The 22,961-nt window shown below is 72.3% G+C and carries 26 protein-coding genes; 14 read left to right on the plus strand and 12 right to left on the minus strand.

Annotated elements, in window-relative coordinates:
- Positions 1-199 precede the first annotated feature (199 nt).
- The 4 genes from NBM05_RS02760 to NBM05_RS02775 all read left to right on the plus strand — a co-directional run bounded on the left by NBM05_RS02760 (position 200) and on the right by NBM05_RS02775 (position 4,117).
- A complete protein-coding gene (locus tag NBM05_RS02760; RefSeq protein WP_254164953.1) occupies positions 200-547 on the plus strand; it encodes a bifunctional 3-phenylpropionate/cinnamic acid dioxygenase ferredoxin subunit in 348 nt (115 codons plus the stop codon).
- Positions 544-1,794 carry an NAD(P)/FAD-dependent oxidoreductase gene (locus NBM05_RS02765; RefSeq protein WP_254164954.1) on the plus strand — a complete coding sequence of 417 codons (1,251 nt, stop codon included), beginning with the start codon at positions 544-546 and terminating at the stop codon, positions 1,792-1,794. Before NBM05_RS02760 ends, NBM05_RS02765 begins: the two co-directional genes overlap by 4 nt.
- A 21-nt stretch (positions 1,795-1,815) precedes the next feature.
- Positions 1,816-3,003, plus strand: coding sequence for an aromatic ring-hydroxylating oxygenase subunit alpha (locus tag NBM05_RS02770; protein ID WP_254164956.1), 1,188 nt, complete (start codon positions 1,816-1,818; stop codon positions 3,001-3,003).
- 340 nt (positions 3,004-3,343) lie between these two features.
- Positions 3,344-4,117: an IclR family transcriptional regulator gene (locus NBM05_RS02775; protein ID WP_254164958.1), complete on the plus strand. Its 774-nt coding sequence runs from the start codon at positions 3,344-3,346 to the stop codon at positions 4,115-4,117.
- 524 nt (positions 4,118-4,641) lie between these two features.
- On the opposite strand, the gene NBM05_RS02780 is transcribed toward NBM05_RS02775, so the two are convergent.
- The 3 genes from NBM05_RS02780 to NBM05_RS02790 all read right to left on the minus strand — a co-directional run bounded on the left by NBM05_RS02780 (position 4,642) and on the right by NBM05_RS02790 (position 5,822).
- Positions 4,642-4,815 (minus strand): antitoxin, encoded by a 174-nt coding sequence (locus tag NBM05_RS02780; protein ID WP_254164960.1) that lies wholly within the window; start codon positions 4,813-4,815, stop codon positions 4,642-4,644.
- 95 nt (positions 4,816-4,910) lie between these two features.
- Complete coding sequence (locus tag NBM05_RS02785) at positions 4,911-5,315, minus strand: DUF6578 domain-containing protein (RefSeq protein ID WP_254164962.1); 405 nt, start codon at positions 5,313-5,315, stop codon at positions 4,911-4,913.
- Positions 5,316-5,324: 9 nt separating this feature from the next.
- Positions 5,325-5,822 (minus strand): MFS transporter, encoded by a 498-nt coding sequence (locus tag NBM05_RS02790; protein WP_254164963.1) that lies wholly within the window; start codon positions 5,820-5,822, stop codon positions 5,325-5,327.
- A 301-nt stretch (positions 5,823-6,123) separates the two neighbouring features.
- On the opposite strand from NBM05_RS02790, the gene NBM05_RS02795 reads away from it, so the two are divergent.
- From NBM05_RS02795 to NBM05_RS02810, 4 genes are all read left to right on the plus strand, one after another.
- A complete protein-coding gene (locus NBM05_RS02795) occupies positions 6,124-6,504 on the plus strand; it encodes a YidH family protein (protein ID WP_254164964.1) in 381 nt (126 codons plus the stop codon).
- Complete coding sequence (locus NBM05_RS02800; RefSeq protein WP_309248099.1) at positions 6,501-6,911, plus strand: DUF202 domain-containing protein; 411 nt, start codon at positions 6,501-6,503, stop codon at positions 6,909-6,911. The genes NBM05_RS02795 and NBM05_RS02800 overlap by 4 nt, the downstream gene beginning before the upstream one ends.
- A gap of 164 nt (positions 6,912-7,075) precedes the next feature.
- A complete protein-coding gene (locus NBM05_RS02805) occupies positions 7,076-7,510 on the plus strand; it encodes an OsmC family peroxiredoxin (RefSeq protein ID WP_254164965.1) in 435 nt (144 codons plus the stop codon).
- Positions 7,511-7,731: 221 nt separating this feature from the next.
- Positions 7,732-8,781 carry an NAD(P)-dependent alcohol dehydrogenase gene (locus NBM05_RS02810; RefSeq protein ID WP_254164966.1) on the plus strand — a complete coding sequence of 350 codons (1,050 nt, stop codon included), beginning with the start codon at positions 7,732-7,734 and terminating at the stop codon, positions 8,779-8,781.
- A gap of 21 nt (positions 8,782-8,802) precedes the next feature.
- On the opposite strand, the gene NBM05_RS02815 is transcribed toward NBM05_RS02810, so the two are convergent.
- Positions 8,803-9,198, minus strand: a complete 396-nt coding sequence (locus NBM05_RS02815; protein ID WP_254164967.1) for a winged helix-turn-helix transcriptional regulator — start codon at positions 9,196-9,198, stop codon at positions 8,803-8,805.
- A 108-nt stretch (positions 9,199-9,306) separates the two neighbouring features.
- On the opposite strand from NBM05_RS02815, the gene NBM05_RS02820 reads away from it, so the two are divergent.
- Positions 9,307-9,912: an NAD(P)-dependent oxidoreductase gene (locus tag NBM05_RS02820; RefSeq protein WP_254164968.1), complete on the plus strand. Its 606-nt coding sequence runs from the start codon at positions 9,307-9,309 to the stop codon at positions 9,910-9,912.
- A 184-nt stretch (positions 9,913-10,096) separates the two neighbouring features.
- Here the strand turns inward: NBM05_RS02820 and NBM05_RS02825 are convergent, their stop codons facing one another.
- The 4 genes from NBM05_RS02825 to NBM05_RS02840 all read right to left on the minus strand — a co-directional run bounded on the left by NBM05_RS02825 (position 10,097) and on the right by NBM05_RS02840 (position 14,343).
- Positions 10,097-11,512, minus strand: coding sequence for a sugar porter family MFS transporter (locus tag NBM05_RS02825; RefSeq protein WP_254165039.1), 1,416 nt, complete (start codon positions 11,510-11,512; stop codon positions 10,097-10,099).
- Positions 11,513-11,750: 238 nt separating this feature from the next.
- The gene (locus NBM05_RS02830; RefSeq protein ID WP_254164970.1) at positions 11,751-12,689 is read right to left on the minus strand and encodes a sugar phosphate isomerase/epimerase family protein; all 939 of its coding nucleotides are present in this window, start codon (positions 12,687-12,689) and stop codon (positions 11,751-11,753) included.
- Positions 12,690-12,950: 261 nt separating this feature from the next.
- Positions 12,951-14,099 (minus strand): sensor histidine kinase, encoded by a 1,149-nt coding sequence (locus NBM05_RS02835; protein WP_254164971.1) that lies wholly within the window; start codon positions 14,097-14,099, stop codon positions 12,951-12,953.
- Positions 14,100-14,187: 88 nt separating this feature from the next.
- Complete coding sequence (locus NBM05_RS02840; RefSeq protein WP_254164972.1) at positions 14,188-14,343, minus strand: hypothetical protein; 156 nt, start codon at positions 14,341-14,343, stop codon at positions 14,188-14,190.
- 153 nt (positions 14,344-14,496) lie between these two features.
- Between NBM05_RS02840 and NBM05_RS02845 the strand changes: the two genes are divergently transcribed.
- Positions 14,497-15,156: a response regulator gene (locus NBM05_RS02845; RefSeq protein ID WP_254164973.1), complete on the plus strand. Its 660-nt coding sequence runs from the start codon at positions 14,497-14,499 to the stop codon at positions 15,154-15,156.
- Between the two features lie 230 nt (positions 15,157-15,386).
- On the opposite strand, the gene NBM05_RS02850 is transcribed toward NBM05_RS02845, so the two are convergent.
- The 3 genes from NBM05_RS02850 to NBM05_RS02860 are packed head-to-tail and all read right to left on the minus strand — an operon-like array spanning position 15,387 to position 18,021.
- Positions 15,387-16,541: an isochorismate synthase gene (locus tag NBM05_RS02850; RefSeq protein ID WP_254164974.1), complete on the minus strand. Its 1,155-nt coding sequence runs from the start codon at positions 16,539-16,541 to the stop codon at positions 15,387-15,389.
- Positions 16,538-17,347 carry an SDR family oxidoreductase gene (locus tag NBM05_RS02855; RefSeq protein WP_254164975.1) on the minus strand — a complete coding sequence of 270 codons (810 nt, stop codon included), beginning with the start codon at positions 17,345-17,347 and terminating at the stop codon, positions 16,538-16,540. Before NBM05_RS02855 ends, NBM05_RS02850 begins: the two co-directional genes overlap by 4 nt.
- Complete coding sequence (locus NBM05_RS02860) at positions 17,344-18,021, minus strand: isochorismatase family protein (protein ID WP_254164977.1); 678 nt, start codon at positions 18,019-18,021, stop codon at positions 17,344-17,346. The genes NBM05_RS02855 and NBM05_RS02860 overlap by 4 nt, the downstream gene beginning before the upstream one ends.
- Before the next feature lie 303 nt (positions 18,022-18,324).
- On the opposite strand from NBM05_RS02860, the gene NBM05_RS02865 reads away from it, so the two are divergent.
- From NBM05_RS02865 to NBM05_RS02875, 3 genes are all read left to right on the plus strand, one after another.
- The gene (locus NBM05_RS02865; protein ID WP_254164979.1) at positions 18,325-19,668 is read left to right on the plus strand and encodes an MFS transporter; all 1,344 of its coding nucleotides are present in this window, start codon (positions 18,325-18,327) and stop codon (positions 19,666-19,668) included.
- 9 nt (positions 19,669-19,677) lie between these two features.
- Positions 19,678-20,310 (plus strand): winged helix-turn-helix domain-containing protein, encoded by a 633-nt coding sequence (locus NBM05_RS02870; RefSeq protein WP_254164981.1) that lies wholly within the window; start codon positions 19,678-19,680, stop codon positions 20,308-20,310.
- A gap of 71 nt (positions 20,311-20,381) precedes the next feature.
- Complete coding sequence (locus tag NBM05_RS02875; RefSeq protein WP_254164982.1) at positions 20,382-20,951, plus strand: YdeI/OmpD-associated family protein; 570 nt, start codon at positions 20,382-20,384, stop codon at positions 20,949-20,951.
- A gap of 39 nt (positions 20,952-20,990) precedes the next feature.
- Here the strand turns inward: NBM05_RS02875 and NBM05_RS02880 are convergent, their stop codons facing one another.
- Complete coding sequence (locus NBM05_RS02880; RefSeq protein ID WP_254164983.1) at positions 20,991-21,164, minus strand: hypothetical protein; 174 nt, start codon at positions 21,162-21,164, stop codon at positions 20,991-20,993.
- A gap of 291 nt (positions 21,165-21,455) precedes the next feature.
- Between NBM05_RS02880 and ribA the strand changes: the two genes are divergently transcribed.
- On the plus strand, positions 21,456-22,823 hold the full coding sequence (gene ribA, locus NBM05_RS02885; protein ID WP_254164984.1) for a GTP cyclohydrolase II: 1,368 nt from the start codon (positions 21,456-21,458) through the stop codon (positions 22,821-22,823).
- Positions 22,824-22,961 lie beyond the last annotated feature (138 nt).

The following is a 22,961-nucleotide window of genomic DNA, read 5'->3' on the forward strand; positions in this document are numbered from 1 at the left end:
ATGATTCCGGCCCGTAGCGTTGCACAGAGCGCACCGCCGAAGCGTTCGGAGTTTCCGTCTCATTAATTTCCCATCACATCATCCACATCCCTTGACGACCCCAGAATGACCTGGGTCATACTGTGGGGACACGCACGGCGTGCATTACATAAACCGTTGCATAGAATGCAACACGGGCCCGAATGGTTGGTGACCAGAAGTGGCATTCAAAGCCTGCTCCCTGAACGATCTGACTCCCGGGGAGGGTCTGCGCATCGACTCCGTCAGTCCTCCGATAGCGGTCTTCCTCACCGACGAGGGGACCGTCCACGCGATCGACGACACGTGCACCCACCAGGACGCCTCGCTGGCGGCCGGCTGGGTCGAGGACTGCCGGGTCGAGTGCCCCCTCCACGAGAGCACCTTCTCCCTGATCTCCGGCGAGGTGGACCAGCCGCCGGCCAAGCGCGGGGTCCGCGTCCACGAGGTGGAACTCGACGGCGACGACGTCCTCGTCGAGCTCTCCGAGAAGGCGCCCCAGCTGCCCCCGGGGGTGACCCTGTCATGACCGTCACCCCCGACTGTCGCATCCTCATCGTGGGCGCCGGCCTCGCCGGATACCACACCGCCCGCGGGCTGCGGGCCCACGGCCACACCGGCCCGATCACCGTGATCGGCGAGGAGAACCGCCCCGCCTACGACCGTCCCGCCCTCAGCAAGGCCTACCTGACGGGGGCCGTGTGCGAGGAGGACCTCCGGCTCGACGACCCGGAGAACCCGCTCGACGTCGCGTGGGTCAGCGGCCGCGGCGTCGTCGGGCTCTCCGAGCGCCCGCTCGGGGTCCGCACCGACGACGGCGCCTTCCACGAGGCCGACGCCGTCGTCGTCACCACCGGCGCCTCCGCCTGCACCCTGCCGCCCGCGAGCGCCGAGGAGGGGAGCTACGTGCGCCCCTACGTGCTGCGCAGCATGGAGGACGCCCTCGCGCTGCGCGACGCCAACCTGCACGGGGCCGACGTCGTGGTGGTCGGCGGTGGGTTCCTGGCCCTGGAGACCGCGGCGACCTGCGTCGGGCGCGGCGCGGAGTCGGTGACCGTGGCCGCGGGGGAGGACTACCCGGGCGAGAAGCGCCTGGGCCGCCCGGTGGCCGAGGCGATCCGCATCGCGCACGAGGCCCGCGGCGTCCGGTTCGCCCCGGGCGCCCGCGCCGAGGCGCTGCGCACCGCGTACGTGGGGGACACGATGCGCCACGAGGTCGTCCTGGCGGGCGGCGCGACGCTGGGGGCCCACGTGGTCATCTGCGCGATCGGCGCCCAGCCCCGCACCGACTGGCTGCGGGAGTCGGGCATCCGGCTCACCCACGACACCTCCGCCATCCTGTGCGACGACGCCGGCGCGGCCTCGGTGCCCGGGGTCTACGCCGCGGGCGACTGCGCGCAGTGGGCCTCGCACTCCAGCGGGCTGCGGCCCGTGGGGCACTGGCAGGAGGCCGTGGAGGAGGCCGCGGTCGTCTCCGCCGCGCTGACCGGGGCCGCCCCGGTCTCGCTGCAGGAGCCGTACTTCTGGTCCGACCAGTTCGACCTCCGCATCCAGGGCGCCGGCCGGATCCACAGTGCCGACCACCACGAGGTCCTGGAGGGCACGCCCGAGGAGGGCAACCTCCTGGTGCGGTACCTCCGCGACGGCGAGGAGACCGGGATTCTGGGCATCAACCGCCTGCGCGACGTGAAGTGCTGGCGCAAGCGCCGCCAGATCTCCGCCCCCGCATCCCAGACATCGGCAGCGTCGGGCCGGATCGCCACGCTGTCCCGCTAGACCCTCCGAGGAGGCCCACCCATGATCATCGACCAGCTGAACGAGCCCGTCCCCGGCACCTCCCTGCTCTCCACGCCCACGGGGGACGCCTACACCGACCCGGAGATCTTCGCCCGCGAGCAGGCGGAGATCTTCGAGAAGATGTGGAACTGCGTCCTGCGCGAGGACGCCCTCGCCTCGCCGGGGCAGTGGAAGACCGTGAGCGTCGGGCGCGAGGAGATCATCGTCGTCCGGACCCGCAAGGCGGGCATCAAGGCCTACTACAACGTGTGCCGGCACCGCGGCATGCGGGTCTGCACCTCGGGGGAGGGGAAGAGCAAGACCCTCCAGTGCGGGTACCACGCGTGGACGTACGCGCTCGAGGGCGACCTCGTGGCCGCGCCCAACCTGACCTCCATGCCCGACGTCGACCGCCAGGAGTACGGCCTGAAGCCCGTGCACGTCCGGACGTGGCTCGGCTACGTGTGGGTCTGCCTGGCCGAGGACCCGCCGTCGTTCGACGAGACCGTGCTGGGGGAGGTCAGCACGCGCTTCGGCGAGGTCGAGTCCATCGACAACTACGGCATCGAGGGCCTGAGGTGCGGGGAGACCAAGACCTACGACGTCGCGGCCAACTGGAAGCTCATCATCGAGAACTTCATGGAGTGCTACCACTGCGCCACGATCCATCCCGAGCTGACCGAGGTCATCCCGGAGTTCGCGGACGGGCTGGCCTCGCAGCGCAAGAACGGGGAGATCCACGGGGCGAGCTTCGGCGACGACGTCGAGGGCTTCACCGTGGACGGCTCCTCGGGCGTGGGCTCGCTGCCGGCCATCGCGCCGGGCCAGGACCGGAAGTACTACGCGATCACCGTGAAGCCGCAGGTCTTCATCAACACCGTGCCGGACCACGTGATCATCCACCGGATGTTCCCGGTCTCGCACGAGCGGACCATCGTGGTCTGCGACTGGCTGTTCATGCCGGAGGTCGTGGAGCAGGGGCTCGACGTCGCGAACTCGGTCGAGCTGTTCCACCGGGTCAATCAGCAGGACTTCGAGGCCTGCGAGCTGACCCAGCCCTCGATGAGCTCCAAGGCCTACGAGCGCGGTGGGGCGCTGGTGCCGAGCGAGCACCACATCGAGGAGTTCCACCGGTGGTGGGCGGAGCGGCTCGGCGGTGACGTTCCCGTGCCGGCTGCCTCCGCCGCGGCCGCGGTCTCCGGGACGTGATCGATCCCTGGGCGATCCTCGCCCCCCCCGGGGGTGCGGCCTGCCCCTTCGGCGGTCCTCGCTCCCGGGGGCGCGGCCGGCTCTTCGGCGGTCCTCGGCCCCGGGGGCGTGAGGGCCCCTTCCGCGGCCCTCGGCCCCGGGGCGTGACGGTCCTTTTCCCCTTTCTCGGGGGATAATGGAGGGAGACCGGCCGCCGGCCGGTCTCCCTCCCGTTCACCGCCCCGGCTCCCGCGCCGTCCGACCGGCCTTGAGCCGGCGGGGGCGCTGTCCCGCCCGTGCGCGGACGCGCGGGCGGGCCCGCACCCCGCGCACCGGCGCGCATCCTCGGGGGAGGTCGACCGTGAGCCAAGTCCTGGGCCGCGCCATGGACATCCTGGACCACCTGTCGGACGGCCCGGCGTCGCTGGCCGAGCTGAGCCGCGCGTTCGACGTCCACAAGACCACGATCATGCGCGCCCTCCACGCCCTGGAGGAGCGGCACTACGTGGTGCGCTACCCGGACGAGCGGTATCACCTGGGCCGCAGCGTCTTCGCCCTGGCCGCGGCCGCGATGGAGGACCGCGGGATCCAGTCGGTCGCGCACCCGCACCTCGTCCAGCTGAACCGGCAGGTGGGGCACACGGTGCTCCTGGCCGTCCTGGAGGGGGACGACGTCGTCTACGTGGACAAGATCGAGCCGCGCACCTCGGTGCGGACCCCCTCGCGCGTGGGCCTGCCGGCCTGGCTGGGGGCGACGGCGGTCGCGAAGGTGCTCGTGGGCAGCCTCGGGCCGGAGGAGCGGCAGCGGATGCTGGCGCGCGTCGACTTCACGGAGCACGCCCCGAACACGCTGCGGACCCCCGAGCAGGTGCTGGCCACCTGGGACGAGGCGGCCCGGCGGAACTGGGCCGCGGACCGCGAGGAGCACGAGAAGCAGGCGGACTACATCGCGGTCCCGGTCTACGGGCTCGACGGCGCGGTGTGGGCGGCGCTCTCGGTGGCCGCGCCCACCGCCGTCGTGAGCTTCGAGGAGCTCACGGCGCAGCTGCCGCTGCTCCACGAGGCCGCGCAGGCGATCTCCGCCGACCTGGGGTACCGGGGGGAGGTGCCGGCGCCGGTGGTGGGCGGGGCCTAGGCCCGGGGGCGGCGCGGGCCGGGGCGTTGTGCCAGCCGGGGTGTGGGTCGGGCATATCGGTCCCCGGGGCGCGTCTCCTGGCCCGGCGAACGTTTCGGTGGACATCGGGTTGACCCTGCGGCCCGTCGCGCATGCGGCAAAATCCCGGTGGAGAGTATCGAGGCGTTCGTGAACTAGCGATTTTCGGAAGTATCGTGCCGGACATCTCGACGATGACGGCTGACCTCTGACGTCGATGGCCGACCCGTGGATCGTCTCAGCGGTCGACCAAACCACTCAATCTGCGACGCACGGCTCGAAGGGGCGGGCGCGCAGACGGAATGTCCGGAAGTAAACCTCCGAAAATGCCTAGCTCACGACGCCCTAGTGTCCTTTTTTCGCTCCTTGCGCGGAGACCGGGCCGCGGAGTCGCCGGCTCACGGCGCCACGGCACCACGGCACCCTGTATGGGGCGTCGTGTGCTTTCCGTCCGTCCCCTCAACGGGAAACTTCCGCGGCCGAGGCGGCGGTGAGACGCTCGGGGCTTACTCGTTGCCGACGCGCTTGTCGGCAGCCTCCGCCCCCTGGTCGAGCTTGTCGTCGAACTGGCCGCCGGTCTTCTCGGAGGCCGCGTCCTTCGCCTTGTCGATGCCGCCGTCGGTGACCTTCTCGCCCTTGTCGCTGTTGAGGGCGTCCTTGCCCTTGTCCATCAGTCCCATGCCAGGTCCTCCTGTTCCACCGCCCGTATGGCGATGTGCGATTCACGCTACCGAGGCCGTCACGGCGGGACAAGGAGCTCGCAGGGCTCCACTCGTCACGGCGCGCGCGGCCCGGGAAGGGGAACGGGGAGCTCGGCGTCGTCCGGCACCTCGAGCGCGACGAGGAACGCATCCGGACCGTCGGGGTCGCCCACTCTCACCCGCGTCAGCGTCGTGAGCCTCGGCGGTCCCTCGCTCCGGACCACCCGCCCCGGTGAACTCGGCACCCGGCCCCTCGGCCAGGCGATCCCCGCGATTCCGACGACGACGCCGGGTACGGGCAGGCACGGGACACCGTCGGCCGTCTGCCCGTGGAGATCCGCCACGAAGGGGGGAGCGGATACGGCCGACGTCGTGCCCGGTTCGACAGCGCGAACTATCCAGACGACCGAATCACCGATGCCGAAGGGCGCGCCGCAGCAGGACTGCTCCCACTCGGCCAGCTCGACGTCGATCCTCATTCCTCCACCCTAGACATCCGGGTGTCCATCGCGAGGACTATCTCGACCGAGTTCCCGGAACCCGCGCGAGACCAGGAGGAACAGGACGGCCACCGCGCACAGGACCCCCGGGAACGCCCGGGGCGGGCCGACCAGCTCGGCGAGGTAGCCGATGGTCGGTGGCCCGCCCAGGTGCGCCGCGTACCCGAGGATGCTGAGATGGGCCGCGACGTGTGCGGCGCGACCGGGCAGGGCGCGGGTTCCGCGGGATAGTGCCAGCGGGAAGACCGGACCGATGCACAGGCCGACGACGGGCAGTGCGACGGCGGTGACCACCGGATCCCCCGCGAAGTACGCGGCGGCGGAGGCCACCGTCATGCACCCTCCCGCAGCGACCAGGAACAGCGAGTCGGGGCAGCTGCGCAGCAGGCCATCGCTGAGGGAGCGGGAGGCGAACATCGCCGCGCTGAAGAGCGTGAGAGCTGTGGCGCCGGTCACCGCGCTCGCCCCGAGATCGCGGCGCAGCATCAGCCCCGTCGCCAGGGCGACCGACAGAAATGCTCGGGGCAGGCCGATGGCCCGGCGAGATAGCCGATGAGGGGAGCAGGATCTGCAAGACACTGCGTTCGAAGGTACGATCGCCGGTGCTCTTGGCTAGCGGAGCACGACGACGTCACTCATCCCGACATCGTCACTCAGCCCGTGCTGTCTCCATTGGTCTTCCCACCGCGCGGACGCCATACTAAGAGACGATTCGAGAAGCATCCACACTGCGTCGAGCCCTGCCCACGCACCGCGGATGCAGCGGCGAAAGGTGAAAGGTACACCGATGTCAGACGCCCCGGAGCGGAGCCGGATCGCCGCCTGGTTCTTCCCCGACGGGGAGGAGCCGGACCCCCGCTTCACGCTCGCCAACGAGCGCACCTTCCTCGCGTGGATCCGCACGGCCCTGGCGTTCCTGGCCGGCGGCATCGCGCTGGAGGCCTTCGCGGTGCCGATCTTCGACGACCCCCTGCGCCAGGTCTTCGCGGTGGTCCTGATCGGGGTGGGCGTGCTCGTCAGCACCGGGGCGGCGGTCCGCTGGGTGCGGGTCGAGCGGAGCATGCGGCGCCGGCGCGCGCTGCCGGTCCCGCTGATCGTCCCGTTGCTCAGCTTCAGCTGCGGGGCGGCGATGGTCCTGGTCATCGTCGTGATCGCGCTCGCGCGATGAGCACCGGCCGCCGCCCGGGCCCGCGCGGCGCCTTCCGCGGCTCCCCGGGGCGCTCCGCCCGGCGCAGCTCGCCCGGGAGCGCCTCCCGCCGTCCGCCCCTGCACGAGGACCCGGGGCTGCAGCCCGAGCGGACGGTGCTGGCGTGGGGGCGGACCCTCCTGCTGTTCACCACGGTCGCGGCCGTCTTCCTCCGCTGGCTTCCCCGCTACGGGGCGCTGATGCTCATGCTGGCGCTGCTCGCCGCCGCGGTGGCCGGGGCCATCTACGCGACCCAGCGGCTGCGCTACCGGCGTCAGAGCCGGGGCATCTCGGACGAGTCCCTGGAGCCCGACGTCGCGGCGGTCCTGGTCACGAGCGCGGCCACCTGTGCGCTGGGGGTGCTGGGCGTCGTCGTCGTGCTGGGGTAGGGGCGTGTCCCGCATGCCCCGGATGTCCCGGGCTTCGCAGGTGTCCCGGGCTCCCCGGTCGTCGCGGGCGTCACGACGCGCGGGCGTGGACTCGCGTTGCCAGGCGGCTCGCGGTGCGCATAGTCTCGAATCACCCACGCCCCATCAGTGATAGGAGACACAGCATGCCCACACGCACTTCCCGAACCGCTTGGAAGGGCTCCCTCGAGGAGGGCTCGGGTCAGGTCGAGATGAGCAGCTCCGAGATCGGCACCTTCGACGTGTCGTTCCCCAAGCGCGCCTCCGACAAGGCCGACGGCACCACCAGCCCCGAGGAGCTCATCGCCGCGGCGCACTCCTCCTGCTACGCGATGCAGTTCTCCGCGCTGCTCGGCGAGGCCGGCGGCACCGTGAACTCCCTGGACGTCACCGCCGACGTCTCGATGGGTCCGGAGCAGAGCGGCGGCTTCAAGCTGACCGGCATCGTCCTGAACGTGTCGGGCGACGTCGACGGCATCGACGGCGACGCGATCCGCAAGGCCGCCGAGCAGGCCAAGGACACCTGCCCCGTCAGCAAGGCGCTGTCCGGCGTCGAGATCACGCTGAAGACCGACTTCTAGGCGCTGCGGCAGTCCGAAGGGCGTGCCCGCCCTCGCGTCTCCCCCCGCTCGTGGGGAGAGGTGCGGGTCGCGGGCACGCCCTCGTCGTGTCGCGGGCGGCCCCTTTACTTCAAAACTGAAATGGCAGACGATGACCTGGTGAGCCGCATCACGGCTCGCCCACCCCGCATCGCGATCCAGGCCGGGACCCCGTTCCGCGCGGCCCCGCCGGAAAGGCAAGCATGACGACCACAGTCAACGCCCTGTCCGTGTCCGAGGCCAGCGGCCCGTTCGAGCGCACCTCCATCGACCGGCGGGACCTGCGGCCCCACGACGTCCGCATCGACATCCGCTACGCCGGCATCTGCCACTCCGACATCCACCAGGCCCGCGACGAGTGGGGCGGCGCGATCTTCCCCATGGTCCCCGGGCACGAGATCGTCGGCACCGTCGCGGAGACCGGCCCCGAGGTGACCGGCCTGAAGGAGGGGGACACGGTCGGCGTCGGCTGCTTCGTCGACTCGTGCCTCGAGTGCGAGGCCTGCCGGGACGGCGAGGAGCAGTTCTGCGAGCGCGGCGTCGTCCAGACCTACAACTCCACGGAGTACGACGGCGAGGTCACCTACGGCGGCTACAGCCAGCAGGTCGTGGTGAGGGACCACTTCGTGCTGCGCATCCCCGACGGCGTCGACCTCGCCGAGACCACCCCGCTGCTGTGCGCCGGGATCACCACCTACGCCCCGCTCAAGCGGTACGGGGCGGGGCCCGGGAAGCGGGTCGGCGTCGTGGGCATGGGCGGGCTGGGGCACGTGGCCGTGAAGATCGCGGCCGCCCTGGGCGCGGAGGTCAGCGTCCTCAGCCGCACCGACCGCAAGAGGGAGGACGGACTGGCCTTCGGCGCGCGGCACTACTACGCGACCGAGGACGAGGGGGTCTTCGAGGAGCTGGCCGGCAGCTTCGACCTGATCGTCAACACGGTCGGCGCCGGCGTGGACCTCGATGCGTTCTTCGGCCTGCTGAACCGCGGCGGCACCATGGTCAACCTGGGCGCCCCGAGCGAGCTGCAGCCCTTCAACATCTTCTCGCTGCTCACGATGCGCCGGAACTACGCCGGCTCGATGGTCGGCGGCCTGCCGGAGACCCAGGAGATGCTGGACTTCTGCGCGGAGCACGGGATCGGGGCGACGGTCGAGGTCATCCGGGCCGACCAGGTGGGCGAGTACTACGATCGCGTCGTGTCCGGGGACGTGCGGTACCGGGCGGTGATCGACGTCGCGTCCCTGGAGGGGTGAGGCCGGCGGCGCGGGCGCCGATCACGCGGCGTCGTAGCGCTCCCGCGCCGCGAGGACCGTGTCTGCGTGGTCCTCGGCCCACTCGCGCAGGGTCTGGATGGGTCCGGCGAGCGTGGCGCCCAGCCCCGTCAGCTCGTAGTCGACCCGCGGCGGCGACGTCGGGGTGACCGTCCTCAGCACGAGGCCGTCCCGCTCCAGGGAGCGCAGCGTCTCGGCGAGGACCTTGGGCGTCACCCCGCCGACGCGCTCGCGGAGCCGCCCGAACCGCAGCGGCGCCTCGGCCAGGGCCGTGACGATCAGCGGGGTCCAGCGGTCGACGACGTGCCGGAGCACGGTGCGCGAGGGGCACCGGGGGCTCATGATGTCGAAGTCCTGCGCCGCGAGGTCCGCGGCGCCGGCGGGCGCGGTGAGCGTCATCCGTCCTCATCTCCTGTGGTTACGTTGAGGTATCTGGTATCCGAAAGATACTGTAGCCCCTATCGGGTCGATCGGACGACCGTCCGGCCCCGGAACGAAGGAGTCATCATGAAGATCGCAGTCATCGGGGCCACCGGCATGGTCGGCTCCCGCGTCGTGGCCGAGGCGTCCAAGCGCGGTCACGTCGTCGACGCCTACAGCCGCGGCGGCACGATGGTCCAGGGCGCCGAGACGGCCCTTCCCCTGGACCTCGCCGACACCGCGGCGGTCGCTGAGGCCATCGGCGCCCACGACGCCACCGTCATCACCGTGGTCAGCGGCCGCACCGGGAGCTACGCGGACGACGTCGCGAACCACCGCGCGCTCATCGAGGCGGCACCCAGCGGGCGCTTCCTGGTGGTCGGCGGCGCGGGCGCCCTCCAGGCCGACGAGCGGACCCTGCTCAAGGACACCCCGGGCTTCCCCGCCGAGTACAAGCCCGAGGCGGACGCCTTCTCAGAGGTCTACGAGGCCTACCGCGGCTCCGAGGGCCTCGAGTGGACGATGCTCGCACCCGCCCCGGTGATCGCGCCGGGCGAGCGGACGGGGGAGTACTCGACCGGGGACGACCGGCCCGCGGGCGAGTCCATCTCGGCGGAGGACTTCGCCGTCGCGCTCGTCGACGAGCTGGAGCGCCCGGCCCACGCCGGGAGGCGCTTCACCGCGGCGAACTGACGCCGAAGGCGGGGCCGGCGCCATCGCCGGGTCCGTGCGACGAACGACGCCGCCGGGCCCGTGCGACCGACGCGGACGCCGCCGGACCTGCGAGGCCGACGCCGGTCCCGCGACGCCGACGCCGGGCCCGCGCGGGCGACTCCGCCCGGCCCGGCCGGCGTCGTCGCCTCCGGGCGGATCCGCCCTACCGGCGGCTCTCCCGTCCCACGGTGTAGATCGCGCCGGTGGTCACGCCTTCCTCGACCTCCTCGAGGGTCCGGCCGCGGGTCTCCGGCAGGCCCCACGCCATCACGGCCACCGCCAGCGCGTTGACCGCCGCGAAGCCGAAGAAGGACCCGGTCAGCCCGACGAGCTCGACCAGCGTCGGGAACGTCAGGCTCAGCAGCGCGTTGGCCGTCCACATGCAGAACACCGAGATGCCCATGCCCAGCGCGCGCATGTGCAGCGGGAAGATCTCGCTGAGCAGCACCCACGTGGCGACGTTGAGGAACAGCTGCACCGAGCCGACGAAGGCGACGATCAGCGCGAGGATCACGAAGGGCCGGGCGGGGTTGCCCTCGGGCAGCAGCAGCGCCGTCGCGCCGATGAGCACGTGGCAGACCGCGGTGAGGCTGTAGCCCGTGATGACCATGGTCCGGCGATTGACCTTCTCCATCATCCACAGGGCGATCAGGCTGCCGACCACGCCGATGGCGCCGGGCGCGATGTTGGCGATCAGCGCCGCCTGCCGCCCGAACCCCGACTCCGTGAGCACGACCTGCCCGTAGTACATCATCGAGTTGATGCCGGTCAGCTGCTGGAGCACGCCCAGCGCGACGCCGACCACCAGGATGCGCCGCAGCCACCGGTTCGCGAGGATCGCCCGCCACCCGGAGCGCTCCGCACGACCCTCGGCCGCGACGGCCCGGCGGATGGACTCCGCCTCGGCCCGGGCGCGCTCCGGGGAGCGGATCGTGCTCAGGACCGCGAGGGCCTCCTCGTCCCGCCCCTGGGAGAGCAGCCAGCGCGGGGACTCGGGCATGCGCAGCATCCCGAAGAACAGGAAGACGGCCGGGATCGCGGAGACGGCCAGCATGATCCGCCAGACGCCGTCCAGGTGGCCCAGCGTGTTGCCGATGACGGCGTTGACGACGAAGGCCGCCAGCTGCCCGGCCACGATCATGACCTCGTTGCGCCCGGACAGGGAGCCGCGGATCTCGTAGGGGGCGAGCTCCGCGAGGAACACCGGGACCACGGTCGAGGCGCCGCCGACCGCCAGGCCCAGGAGCACCCGCCCCAGGACGAGGACGGGCAGGCCGGGCGCGGTGACGCAGAGGACCGCGCCGGCGAAGAACATGACCGAGAGCATGATGATGGTGTTGCGCCGGCCCCACCCGTCCGAGAGCCGGCCGATCAGCATCGCGCCGACGGCCGCGCCGAACAGCAGCGAGCTGGTCACCACGCCCTCGGTGAAGGCGGTGAGCCCGAGCTCCTCGCTCATCGGCAGCAGGGCGCCGTTGATCACGCCCGTGTCGTAGCCGAAGAGCAGGCCGCCCAGGGTCGCCACCAGGGCCACGAGGCCCAGGCGGCGGGTGTGGGGGCCCTTGGTGAGCGGCGGCATCGCCGTCTCGGGCGCTCGGGTGGTCGTGTCGGACACGGATGACTCCTTCGTCAGGGGCGCGCCGAGGGCGCGCCGTTCTCGGATGGCTCCCGCGCGGTGTGGGAGCGGCGTCGGGCGTTCGGGGATCGGGCCGCGGCGGCGTTCGGCGGCCGGATGCCAGGCCACCGCGGCGATCAAGGGCCGCGGGTCAGGCCGCGGCGGCGATCGAGCCGCCGCGGCGTCGGGCCCGGTGTGAGGGTCAGGCCGGCGCGGCGTCGAGCACCCGGCGGAGCACCCCCGCGGCCTCGGCGACACCGTCCGCCCCGCCGACCTCGACGTCCTCGTGCTCGATCGACAGCGCGCCGTCGTACCCCACGGCCCGCAGGGCCTCGACGAACTCGGCCCAGAACCGCTCGCCCTCGGCCCCGCGGCCCACGGTGACGTAGTTCCAAGAGCGCTCGGCGGGGTGGTCCACGGTCAGGTACTCGAGGTGGCTGCGGATCGCGGCCGCCTCCTCGACCCGGGTGTCCTTGGCGTGCACGTGCTGGATCGCGGGACCGAGGGCGTCGATGGCCCGGATCGGGTCCGCGCCCATCCAGATGAGGTGGCTGGGGTCGAAGTTCACGCCCACGGTCTCGCCGATCTCCTCGCGCAGGCGCAGCGCCGAGGGCACGTTGTAGACCAGCTGGTTGGCGTGCATCTCCACGGCCAGGCGCTCGACGCCGGCCTCCCGGGCGAAGGCTGCCAGGTCGGCCCAGTACGGCAGGGCGACGTCGTCCCACTGGTACCGCAGCATCCGGGTGGTCTCCGGCGGCCAGGAGGTGGTGATCCAGTTGGGCATGCGGTCCTCCGCGCACCCGGCGGGCAGCCCGGACATCAGGACCACGGTGCCCACGCCCAGCTCGCCCGCGAGGCGAATCGCGTCGCGGGTGGCCCGGTCGTTCTCCGGCTCGTCGGGGTGGAGGGGGTTGCCGCTGGCGTTGATCGCGGAGATCTCCAGGCCCGCGTCCGCCACGTGGCGCAGGAGGTTCTGCCGCCCCGCCTCCGAGGCGAGCAGCTCCGGGGCGCTGAGGTGCGGCTTCGGGGACCACGGCCCCGCGCCGAACTCCACGGTCTCGGCCCCGACGCTCCGGGAGTGGGCCAGGGCCTCGTCCAGGGTCAGATCCGTCAGGCTGTCCGTCAGAACACCGATCTTCACGCGCGACTCCTTCGTCTTTTGACACATTGACAGTACAAATTAACGCGACCTACCGTGGAACGTAGCACACCTCACAGCCCGTTCACCAGGCGGGATCGCGTGTCTGCCGGCGCAGCGGGCCGGGACGGGCGTCGCCTCCGACGCCACCTCGACCGCTGCTTTCGATGCCTCCGACGAGTCGACTGGTCGAGGCGGTGCGAGCGCGCGGCCGAGGTGGAGGTCCCGGTCCGGCGCAGGGCGCTGCCTCCGGAGCGTGCGGCCTCAGGCGTTGGTGGTCGCGAACGTGGCGCGGACCATCCACCCTTCGGCGGTGGGGCCGCTTTCGATGGCGCCCCCGTAGACCGTGACGCGCTCGCGGAGGCCGACCAGGCCGAAGCCGGACGAGGGGAACTCGGTGTGCGCCCTCCGGATCGCTCGGCTGTTGGTGACCGACAGCGTGATCGAGTTCTCTCCGGTCTCGACGACGTACTGGACCGAGGGCGTCCCCAGGGCGTGCTTCAGGATGTTCGTGGTCGCCTCTTGGGCGATCCTGATGAGGGTGAGCTCCAGCGAGCGGGGAACCTCGAGGTCCGCCGGCATGTCCACCTCGACCCGGGCGCCCTGGGCCTTCAGGAGCCCCGCGAACTCGTGGACGCGCAGGCGCAGTCCGCCCGTCGTCTCCTCGGCTTCGGCGACGTTCGCAGCGGTGTCGGGCCCGTAGAGGATCCCGAGCATCCGGCGCATGTCCTTGAGGGCCTGACGGGAGGCGTCGCCGATCGCCTGGCGGGCCTCGAGTCGATCCTCGGGCTCGGTCGCGGTGTCCAGGACGCGGGCCTGCATCGCGATGATCGTGAGGTCGTGCGCGACGACGTCGTGCAGCTCGGCGGCGATCCGCTTGCGCTCGGCCGTGACCGCCTTCTCCCGTGCCTCCTCCTGCAGCCTGACCTCTTGGCTCAGGCGGAGGTTGCGCAGGGCTGCGAGGCGGATGGACAGCCCGAGTCCGGTGCCCAGGACGACGAAGAAGATGAGCGTGACGCCGTCGAACCACATGGTGTCGCCGGTCAGCCCGAGGATGACGGCCCACAAGCCCGTCAGGCAGGAGGCGAGCACCCCGAACTGCCAGCTGCAGGTGCGGGCCACCAGGGCCGCCATCGGGATGGTGGTGATCCGGAAGAGCGCGGGCTCCATCCAGGCCAGGGAGAAGAGAGAGGCCACGAGGAAGGCCAGGGCCCCGTAGGCGGGCCACCGCCCGGTCAGGGCCACCAGGGCGCCGACGAGGCAGATCTCGACCAGATCCTCATAGGAGGTGTAGGGCAGCCCAAGGAAGGTGGCGCCCGCCTCGAGCGCTATGAGGCACCCCACGCAGATGGTGATGGTCAGGCTCACCCAGCGCGGCAGGGGCAGCGTCTTGAAGAGTTCTGAGGGCTTCATCGAATGCAGGGACCGTTTCACTCAACTCATTATGGTCGGGGAAACCTCCGAGGGGGGCGAAGGCGAGACCTCAGCCCCCTCTGCGACGTCAGCGGCAGAAATAGAAGGCGTGGCACAGCCACGAATAGGTGGTGACGGACCCCTGCGCGGACAGGGGTGCTGCCTGCGCGGGAGCGGCCGAGGCCGCGCCCATCGGGATGGTGGCGAAGATGGCGAGAGCGGCGATGGCGGCGATGCGACGCATGGTGTACTCCTCAGTACTCATTGCTACACACTTAGGTAGATGCTAACCAGTCTGGTGTAAAATTCAGCGTATTGGTTCCAACTTTCGTATCGTTTCCGCTGATCTAACTCGCATTTCTTGAGACTGCGGCGCGCGCAACAGGGAGGTCACATCGTGATCGAGGTGCTCATCGTCGATGACCAGCCGCTCATGGCTAAGGCGCTGAAGGTATTCGTCAGCGGATCCGAAGGTATGAGGGTGGTGGGAGACGCCTCCAACGGCGCCGAGGCCATCGAACAGGTGCGCAGCCTCGCCCCCGACGTCGTGGTGATGGACATGCAGATGCCCGTCATGGACGGCGTCGAGGCCACCCGGCTCATCACCCGCGAGTTCCCTAGGACGCGGGTCCTCGCCGTCACCACCTTCTCCTCGGAGCAGTACCTCGTGCCCGCCCTGCGCGCGGGCGCGTCCGGCTACATCGTCAAGGACGCGGAGCCGGACGAGGTGATCGCGGCGATCCGGGGCGTGAACGAGGGCAACGGGGTCATCGCGCCGCAGGTGGCCTCGGACCTCATCGACGCCGTCCGGGACGCCTCGAGCGGCCCGCTGCTGCCCGGCATGACGGTCGAGCACGGCCTGACCGAGCGGGAGCTCGCGGTCGTGCTCTCGCTGGCGCAGGGGAACTCCAACGCCGAGATCGCGGCCGAGCTGTACCTCGCCGAGGCCACGGTGAAGACCCACATGGGCCGCGTCATGGACAAGTGGGGCGTGCGCGACCGCGTCCAGGTCCTGATCCACGCCGCCCAGCTGGGGCTGGTCCGGATCGGGGTCTGAGGACTCTCTCCTCGGAGCCCGGAGCTTGGAGCCTGGACCTCGGGGATCGGAGCCCCGGGCCTCTGGGACGCCTCGGTCTGCTCGGGTCCGCACCGGCCGGGCCCCCACCAGGACGCGGCACCCCCCCCTGTGACGCAAGAAGGCCCGCCCCGTGACGACGGAGCGGGCCTTCTTGCGTGAGACATGGCCGGCGTCGGCCGCGCGAGGCCCCGGCGCCGTACCGGTGCCTCTTAGAGCAACCCCTCCAGGGTGCGCAGCATGGTGCTGAACTTCGCCCCGGTCTCGGCGTGCTCCCCGGACGGGGTGGACCCGGCGACGACGCCGGCCCCGGCGTAGAGCGTCAGGGCGTCCCCGCGCAGGCTCGCGCAGCGCAGGACCAGCGACCAGCGCCCGTTCCCGCTCGAGTCCGTCCACCCGACGAGTCCCGAGTAGAACCCGCGCGAGGATCCCTCCAGCTCGCGGATCATCCGCAGCGCGGGCTGGGTCGGCGCCCCGCCCACCGCGGGGGTGGGGTGGATGGCCAGGGCCGCCTCGAGGGCCGAGACCTCCGGCCGCAGCCGCCCCCCGATCCGGGTGCCCAGGTGCCACATGGCGTCGGTGCCGAACAGCTCCGGCTCCTCCGGCGCGGAGATCTCGCGGGCCAGCGGCTCCAGGGCCTGCACGATGTGCCGGGTGACGAACCGGTGCTCGTGGAGGTCCTTGGCCGAGCCGGCGAGGCGCGCGGCGGCCTGGGCGGCGTCGAGCCCCCCGGGGACGCGCGGCAGGGAGCCGGCCAGCGGGTGGGTCAGGAACCGGGAGTCGCTGACGTCGGCGATGATCTCGGGGCTCGCCCCGATCCACGTGGCTCCGTCGGCCAGCCGGACGCGGAAGACGTCGGCGCGGCGGCTCGAGGCCGCGAGGCGCTCGGCGATGACCCGCTCGGCCTCCGCGCGGTGCTCGGGGCCGAGGTCGAGCGTCATCGTGCGGGAGAGCACGACCTTCTGCACCTCCTCGGCCTCGATCCGCTCCAGCGCGTCGGCCACGATGGACCGGTAGGCGGGGGAGTCCTCCGGCGGGAGGGGGTCCCCCGCGGAGCCGAGCGCCGCGGGCTCGACGGAGCGCGGCCGCCACGCCGCGCGGTCGGTCACGCGCAGGTCGGCGGGCTCGGAGAGGTCGAAGGGGATCATCCCGTAGAGGACGTGCGCGCGGCCGGTGGCGCGCTCGCGTTCCCGCAGGTTCGCGAGGAGCTCCGGGGCGGCGTCGGGGTCGGCGAACGCCGGGGCTGCGCGCTCCCCGCCCTCGGCGCGCAGGGTCCAGCGCCCGGAGGTCATGGTGAAGTCGGGGTCGCGGCGGACCGGCTCGGCGGCGGCGGGGGATCCGCCGGGGGCGAAGGTGTCCAGGCTCATCGCTGCGTCGCACCCCCGTCCACGCTGATCTCGGCCAGGGTCACGTGCGCGGCGCGCGGCGAGACGAGGAACTCCACGACCTCGGCGACGTCGCGGGCCTCCGCGACGCGGCCCAGCGGGATGCCCGGCCGGAACACGGTGGCATCCCCGGCGACCGCCTCCGCGGCGCGGTCGACGCCGCCCCACAGCTCCTCGACCATCGGCGTGCGCGTGGTCCCCGGGTTGACCACGTTGCACCGAATGCCGTGCTCCGCGATCTCCAGGCCGAGGCTGCGGGTGTAGTGCGAGGCGAAGGCCTTGCTCGCGCCGTAGGCCGAGAAGCCGGCCCGCGGCCCGGTGCCCGCGTTGGAGGCGACGGTGACGATGGCGCGCTCGGGACGCTCGCCCGGGACGTGCCCGCCCTGCTCGACCATCACCCGTGCGGCCGCGGCGCTGACGTGCGCCACGCCCAGGGCGTTGACCTCGACCATGCGGCGGGTCTCCTCGCCGGTGGTCTCCAGGGCGGGGGCGGAGGTGAGCGTCCCGGCGGCGTTCACGAGGGCGCGCAGCCGGTACCGCTCGCCCAGCTCGCGGACGGCGTCGTCCACGGCGTCGGCGTCGGCGACGTCGAGCGGGAGGCGCTCGACGACGGCCCGGGCAGGGGGCGCGGACCGCTCGGAGTGCGCGGGATCCCGCTCGGTGATGTCGGCGGCGACGATGACGGGGCGGCCGTGCTCGGCGTGCCGCTCGGCGAGGAGCTCGACGACGTCGCGCCCGATGCCGCTGGAGGCCCCCGTCACGAGGATGGCCGCGGGCTTCTCCCTCATGCGGTCAGGACCCCGCCGGCGGAGGCGCCGACCGAGGCGCCGCGGGACAGCGCGGCCTTGACGTCCTCGCTGAGGCAGGTCTGGCCGCAGCGCTTGGCCACGTACTCCAGGGCCATGCGGTGGTCCGCCTCGGTGAAGTCGGCCTGCGCGTCGGAGACGAAGAAGACCTGGAAGCCGAGCATGAAGGCCGCGAGCGCGGTGGTCAGGCACCCGATGTGGGAGTAGACGCCGGTGATGATCAGCTGGTCGCGGCCGTGGTTGCGCATGCGGTGCTCGAGGTCGCTGCGGAAGAAGGCGCTGTAGCGCCACTTGGTGAGGATGGTGTCCCGCTCGGTCGGGGTGAGCCGGTCGATGATCGAGGCGGCGCGCTCGTCGTCGAGCCCCGGGCCCCAGAACTCGGTGAGCAGCTGGCGGTCGGCGGGGTCCTGCGAGGGCGGCTGGGCCGTGTAGATCGAGGGGACGCCGGCCTCGGCGCAGTGGACGCGCAGCGAGGCGATCTCCTCGATGGCGAGCTCGATCTGGCTCTCGGGGCGGCGGTCGAAGGCGTCGATGAAGTGGTTCTGCATGTCGTGGATCAGCAGCATGGCGCGATCCGGGTCCAGGGTCCAGGAGGTGCGGTTGTTCCACCGCTCACCGGAATCCAGCCGATAGGGCGTGATGGCGGGAAGGCTCACTGAGGCTCTCCTAACTTCGGGGCGAACTCGGATTAAGTTACACCACGTTGTCCTTATTGCAACCGCTGCGGCTGCGCTTCCGACGTGCGGCGGGGCGTGACGTTGACGGGGACCGGGGTCAGGTGTATGACGGCCACTTGCACCCAGTCATCGTCTGCCATGCGACGCATCACTTTGCTAAGGCTTACCTTATTCCTTGCCTGGCGATGAAGCGATGAGTTGTGGGATGTCCCACTCTGAGGGGGCAGTCCGATCTAGCAAATACTATTGTGCAAAGATATCTGTGCACGTAGTGTGAAAGGCATGGGCCTCACACCGCAGCACCCCGGTGGCGCGGGCATCGCCGGGCTCGTGACCGGCAACGTCGTCTCCCTGGTGGGGACCAGGCTGGCCATGATCGCGCTGCCCTGGTTCGTGATCAGTTCCACGGGGAGCCCGTCGTTGACCGGGGCCACTGCGGTCGTCCAGACGGCCCCCTACGTCGTGGCCAAGGCCCTCGGCGGACCGCTCGTGGACCGGTGGGGGCCACGGCGGGTGGCGGTCTGGGGCGAGGGGGTGAGCGGCGTCGTCGTCATGCTCATCCCGCTGCTCGACGCCCTGGGGGCGCTGCCGCTCTGGGCCTTCCTGGGGCTGGTGCTGCTGACGGGCGCGACGACGGGACCCGCCGACGGCGCCAAGGCCGCCGCCGTGCCAATGGTGGCGGCGCGGGCGGGGCGGCCGCTGGAGCGGGTTACCGGGCTGGTCGGCGCCGGGGAGAGGCTGGCCACCACGGTGGGGGCCGCGGCCGCCGGGGCGGTCATCGCGTGGCTGGGCGCCGCGCCGGCCCTGTGGATCACGGCGGGCTGCTTCCTCGGCGCGGGCGTGCTCCTGCTCCGGACGCTTCCCTCCTGCGGGGAAGCGGGGTCGTCCGGCCGTGCGAAGGCGCGCCTCGATCGGGCTGTGCTTCCCTCTTGGGAGGGGGAGCGGGCGCCACGCGGGATCGAGCCCTTCCGGGGGTATCTCGCGCGGCTCGGTGAGGGCGCCGTGCATCTCCGGCGCGAGCCCCTGCTGCTGCGGATCTACCTCATGGCCGCCGCGACCAACGCCCTCGACCAGGCGCTCTTCGCGGTCGTCCTCCCGCTGTGGGCCTTCGAGAGCGGCCGGGGTGCGGGGACCGTGGGGCTGCTGGCCGCCGTCCTGGGGGGCGCGGCGGTCGTGAGCGGGGGGATCGCCGCGGCCCTCGGCCACCTGCTCCCTCGCCGGGTCACCTACGTCCTCGGCTTCTTCTTGGCCGGCGCGCCGCGCTACCTGGTCCTCGCCGCCGACCTCCCGCTGCCGTGGGTCCTCGGGGTGTTCGCCGTTGCGGGCTTCGCCAGCGGGTTCCTGAACCCGATCATCGGCGCCGTCGCGTACGAGCGGATCCCGGCCGGCCTGGTGGGGCGTGTCGGCGCCCTGGGGAGCTCGGTGGCCTGGGCCGGCATGCCCGCCGGCGGCGCACTCGGCGGGGGCTTGGCGGCGGCCGCGTCGTTGCCCGCCGCGCTCTTCCTGCTGGGCGCGACGTACCTCTGCGTCACGTGCCTGCCGATCCTGGACCGCGGTTGGGCGGCGATGGACCGCCCGAGTGGGGACGGCTCGCCGCGGGACCCGGGGCACGGGGCGGATCAGTAGGGTGGTGCCATGGACGATCACCGTGCCGGCCCTCCGCCCGGTCCCTCCGAGATGCCCGAGGCGGCGCGCCTCGATGCCCGCTCGATGCGGGGCGTGGCCCATCCTCTGCGGTTGAGGCTGCTCGGCCACCTGCGCGTGCACGGGCCCTCGACGGCGACGCGGTTGGCCGCGGCCCTGGGTCTTAACACGGGGTCCACCAGCTACCACCTCCGGCAGCTGGCCGCCTACGGCTACGTGGTCGAGGAGGAGCGCCCGGGGAGCGGACGGCAGCGATGGTGGAGGGCCGCGCACCCCGTGACGAGCGCGGAGCGAGAGGACCTCGGGCCCGAGCCGGAGGGCGAGGAGGCCTACGAGGCGTTCCTGCGGTCGGTCGTCGTGGCCTACGCGGACGGGATGGAGCGGTACCTCGACCAGCGGGCCGGAATGGACCGCGCCTGGCAGGACGTGGCCCTGCTCAGCGACTGGGTCGTCGACGTCACCCCGGCCGAGGGGCTGGAGCTGCGGCGTGAGCTGCGCGCCCTGATGGACCGATACCGACGCCGCGGAGCCCCGGCGCACCCGGCCGGTGCGGGACCGGAGGAACGGCGCCCGGTCTCGGTCCAGATCCAGATGCTTCCCCACGAGCCACCGCCCGGAGAGTGAGGCCCCGCCGGGCGGACGGTGCCGTGTGCAAGACTGATCGGCAGGATCGACGACGATGCGGGAGGCCTCCGATGGGCGACGACTCAGAGCTGATCGTGACGGACGCCGCCGCCTGGCGGGCCTGGCTCGACGAGCACGAGCACGCCTCCGACGGCGTGTGGCTGGTGCTGGCCAAGAAGGGGACGCAGGACCCGACGTCGCTGACCTACGCCGAGGCCCTCGAGGAGGCCCTGTGCAGCGGCTGGATCGATGGCCAGCGCAGGACCCGCGACGCCGCGACCTTCATCCAGCGCTACACCCCGCGCCGCAGGCGCTCGCTGTGGTCCCTCCGCAACATCGGCATCGTGGAGCGCCTGATCGAGGAGCGCCGCATGCGCGAGCGCGGGCACGCCGAGATCGCCGCGGCCATGTCCGACGGCCGGTGGGAGCGCGCCTACGCGGGGCCCGCCGCGGCGGAGGCGCCGCCGGACCTCGTGGCGGCGCTCGAGGCCTCGCCCGCGGCGCGCGAGCGGTTCGAGGCCCTCGGCTCGGGGGGACGCTACTCGGTCATCTTCCCCCTCATGACGGCGCACACCGATGCCACCCGGCGTCGGCGGCTGGAGAAGGTCGTGGGGAAGTTGGAGCGCGGGGAGCCGCTCTGAGCGGCCGGGCCCGGGCGGAGGCCCTCTCGCCCGCCGCCCTCACAGCAGGACGACGGCCGCGAGGATCCCCAGCATCACGATCAGCGTCGCGACGATCCCGACGACGCGCCCTCCGGAGGGGCGCCCCCGTTCCTGGGCGTCGGGCATCGACGCCATGGGACCGTCGCTCGTGCCGGGCTTGAAGCCGCCGTCGTCGGGTACCTGGTTCCTCATTCCCCCAGCCTCCCATCCGCGTCCGTGCGGGCGCGCCCGATGACGACGGATGACCCGCCCGGACCCGCGACGAAGACCCGCCGCGGCCCCCGCTGAATGCCCCTCCCCGGCCCCTGGCGGATTCCGCACCCCGGTCCCTGGCCGGTTTCCACATCCAGGCCCCCTGACGGATGGCACACCTCGGCCCCCCTGCGGCTAGCCCGTCCCGCCGGCAGAGCGCGACGCCGTCCGCCCATCGCGGAACATGACGGGGGTCACCGCGCGCCGGCCCTGGCCGATTAGGCTGAAACCATGCCTCTGAACGCAGACTCCGCCCACCCCGCGGCCGACGTCGAGCGGGTGACCGCCACCGTGCTCCCCACCGTCCACGGGATCTTCGACATGATCGGGTACCAGAACGACGCGGGGACCGAGCACGTCGCCCTCGTCTACGGCGACCCCGCCGCGGTGGGCGGCCCGGGCCCGCTGGTCAGGATCCACTCCGAGTGCCTCACCGGCGACGCGTTCGGCTCGCTGCGCTGCGACTGCGGCGAGCAGCTCGCGGCCGCCCTGAGCGTCATCAGTGCGGCGGGGGCGGGCGTCGTCGTGTACGCGCGCGGGCACGAGGGCCGCGGCATCGGCCTGCTCAACAAGCTGCGCGCCTACGAGCTGCAGGACGGCGGCCTGGACACGGTCGACGCGAACATCCACCTCGGCCTGCCCGCCGAGGCGCGCGACTACGCCCAGAGCGCCGCGATCCTGCGCGACCTCGGGGTGAGCCGCATCCGGCTGCTCTCCTCCAACCCGGCCAAGCAGGAGGAGCTGACGCGCCTGGGGATCGAGGTCACGGAGAGGGTCCGCCTCCCCGTGGCCGACCGCGCCGAGAACGCCCGCTACCTCGACGTCAAGCGCAGCCGCATGGGCCACGACCACCTCCCGGCCGGCGACGTCTGGTCCGAGCTCACCTCCGGCCGCGTCCCGGAGGCGCCGCTCACGGCGTCGGACCGGGAGCTCGTGGACCGCTACGGGCCGCTCGTGGCGCGCGGGAGCCGGTTCGCGGTCGCCCAGCTCGGGCAGAGCCTGGACGGCTTCATCGCCTCCCGGACCGGCGACGCCGAGTTCGTGACCGGCGAGGAGGACCGGACCCACCTGCACCGGCTGCGCGCGCTCGTCGACGCCGTCCTGGTCGGCTGGCGCACCGTGGAGTCCGACGACCCGCAGCTCACCGTCCGCGCGGTCTCGGGGCAGAACCCGACCCGCGTGATCCTCGACCCCGGGGCCCGCACCCCGCGCGCCTCGGGCGTCCTCACCGACGACTCGTCACCCACCCTGTGGCTGATCGACGCCGGGATCCCGACGCCGGAGGTCGCCCCGCACGTGACGGTCCTGCCGGTCCCGGGCCTGCGGGACCTCGAGCCCGCCGGGCTGCTGGACCTCCTGGCCGAGCGGGGGCTGGGTCGCGTGCTGGTCGAGGGCGGCGGCCGGACCGTCTCGCGCTTCGTCCACGCGGGCGCCGTGGACCGGCTGTACCTGACCACGGCCGCGCTGCTGATCGGCGACGGCGTCCCCGGCCTGCGCTTCGCCGGGGAGGACGTCCTGGCCGACGCCCGCCGCTTCCCCGCCCGACAGTTCATGCTGGGCGAGGACGTCTGCACGGTCCTAGACCTTTCCGGCGCCTGAGGGGGCGGGCGGGCTGCCCGGGGCGGTGAGCCGTCAGCCGTCCGGCGTGTGAAGCGGGACTGTGGCCCATGGCCTTGGTTTGTCAGTTGTGGCTTATGGCCTGTAGCGCGTAGCTCGCATTTCGCTGCTCGCGCTCCG

Source organism: Rothia santali (genome assembly GCF_024199905.1).
Taxonomy (GTDB): domain Bacteria; phylum Actinomycetota; class Actinomycetes; order Actinomycetales; family Micrococcaceae; genus Rothia; species Rothia santali.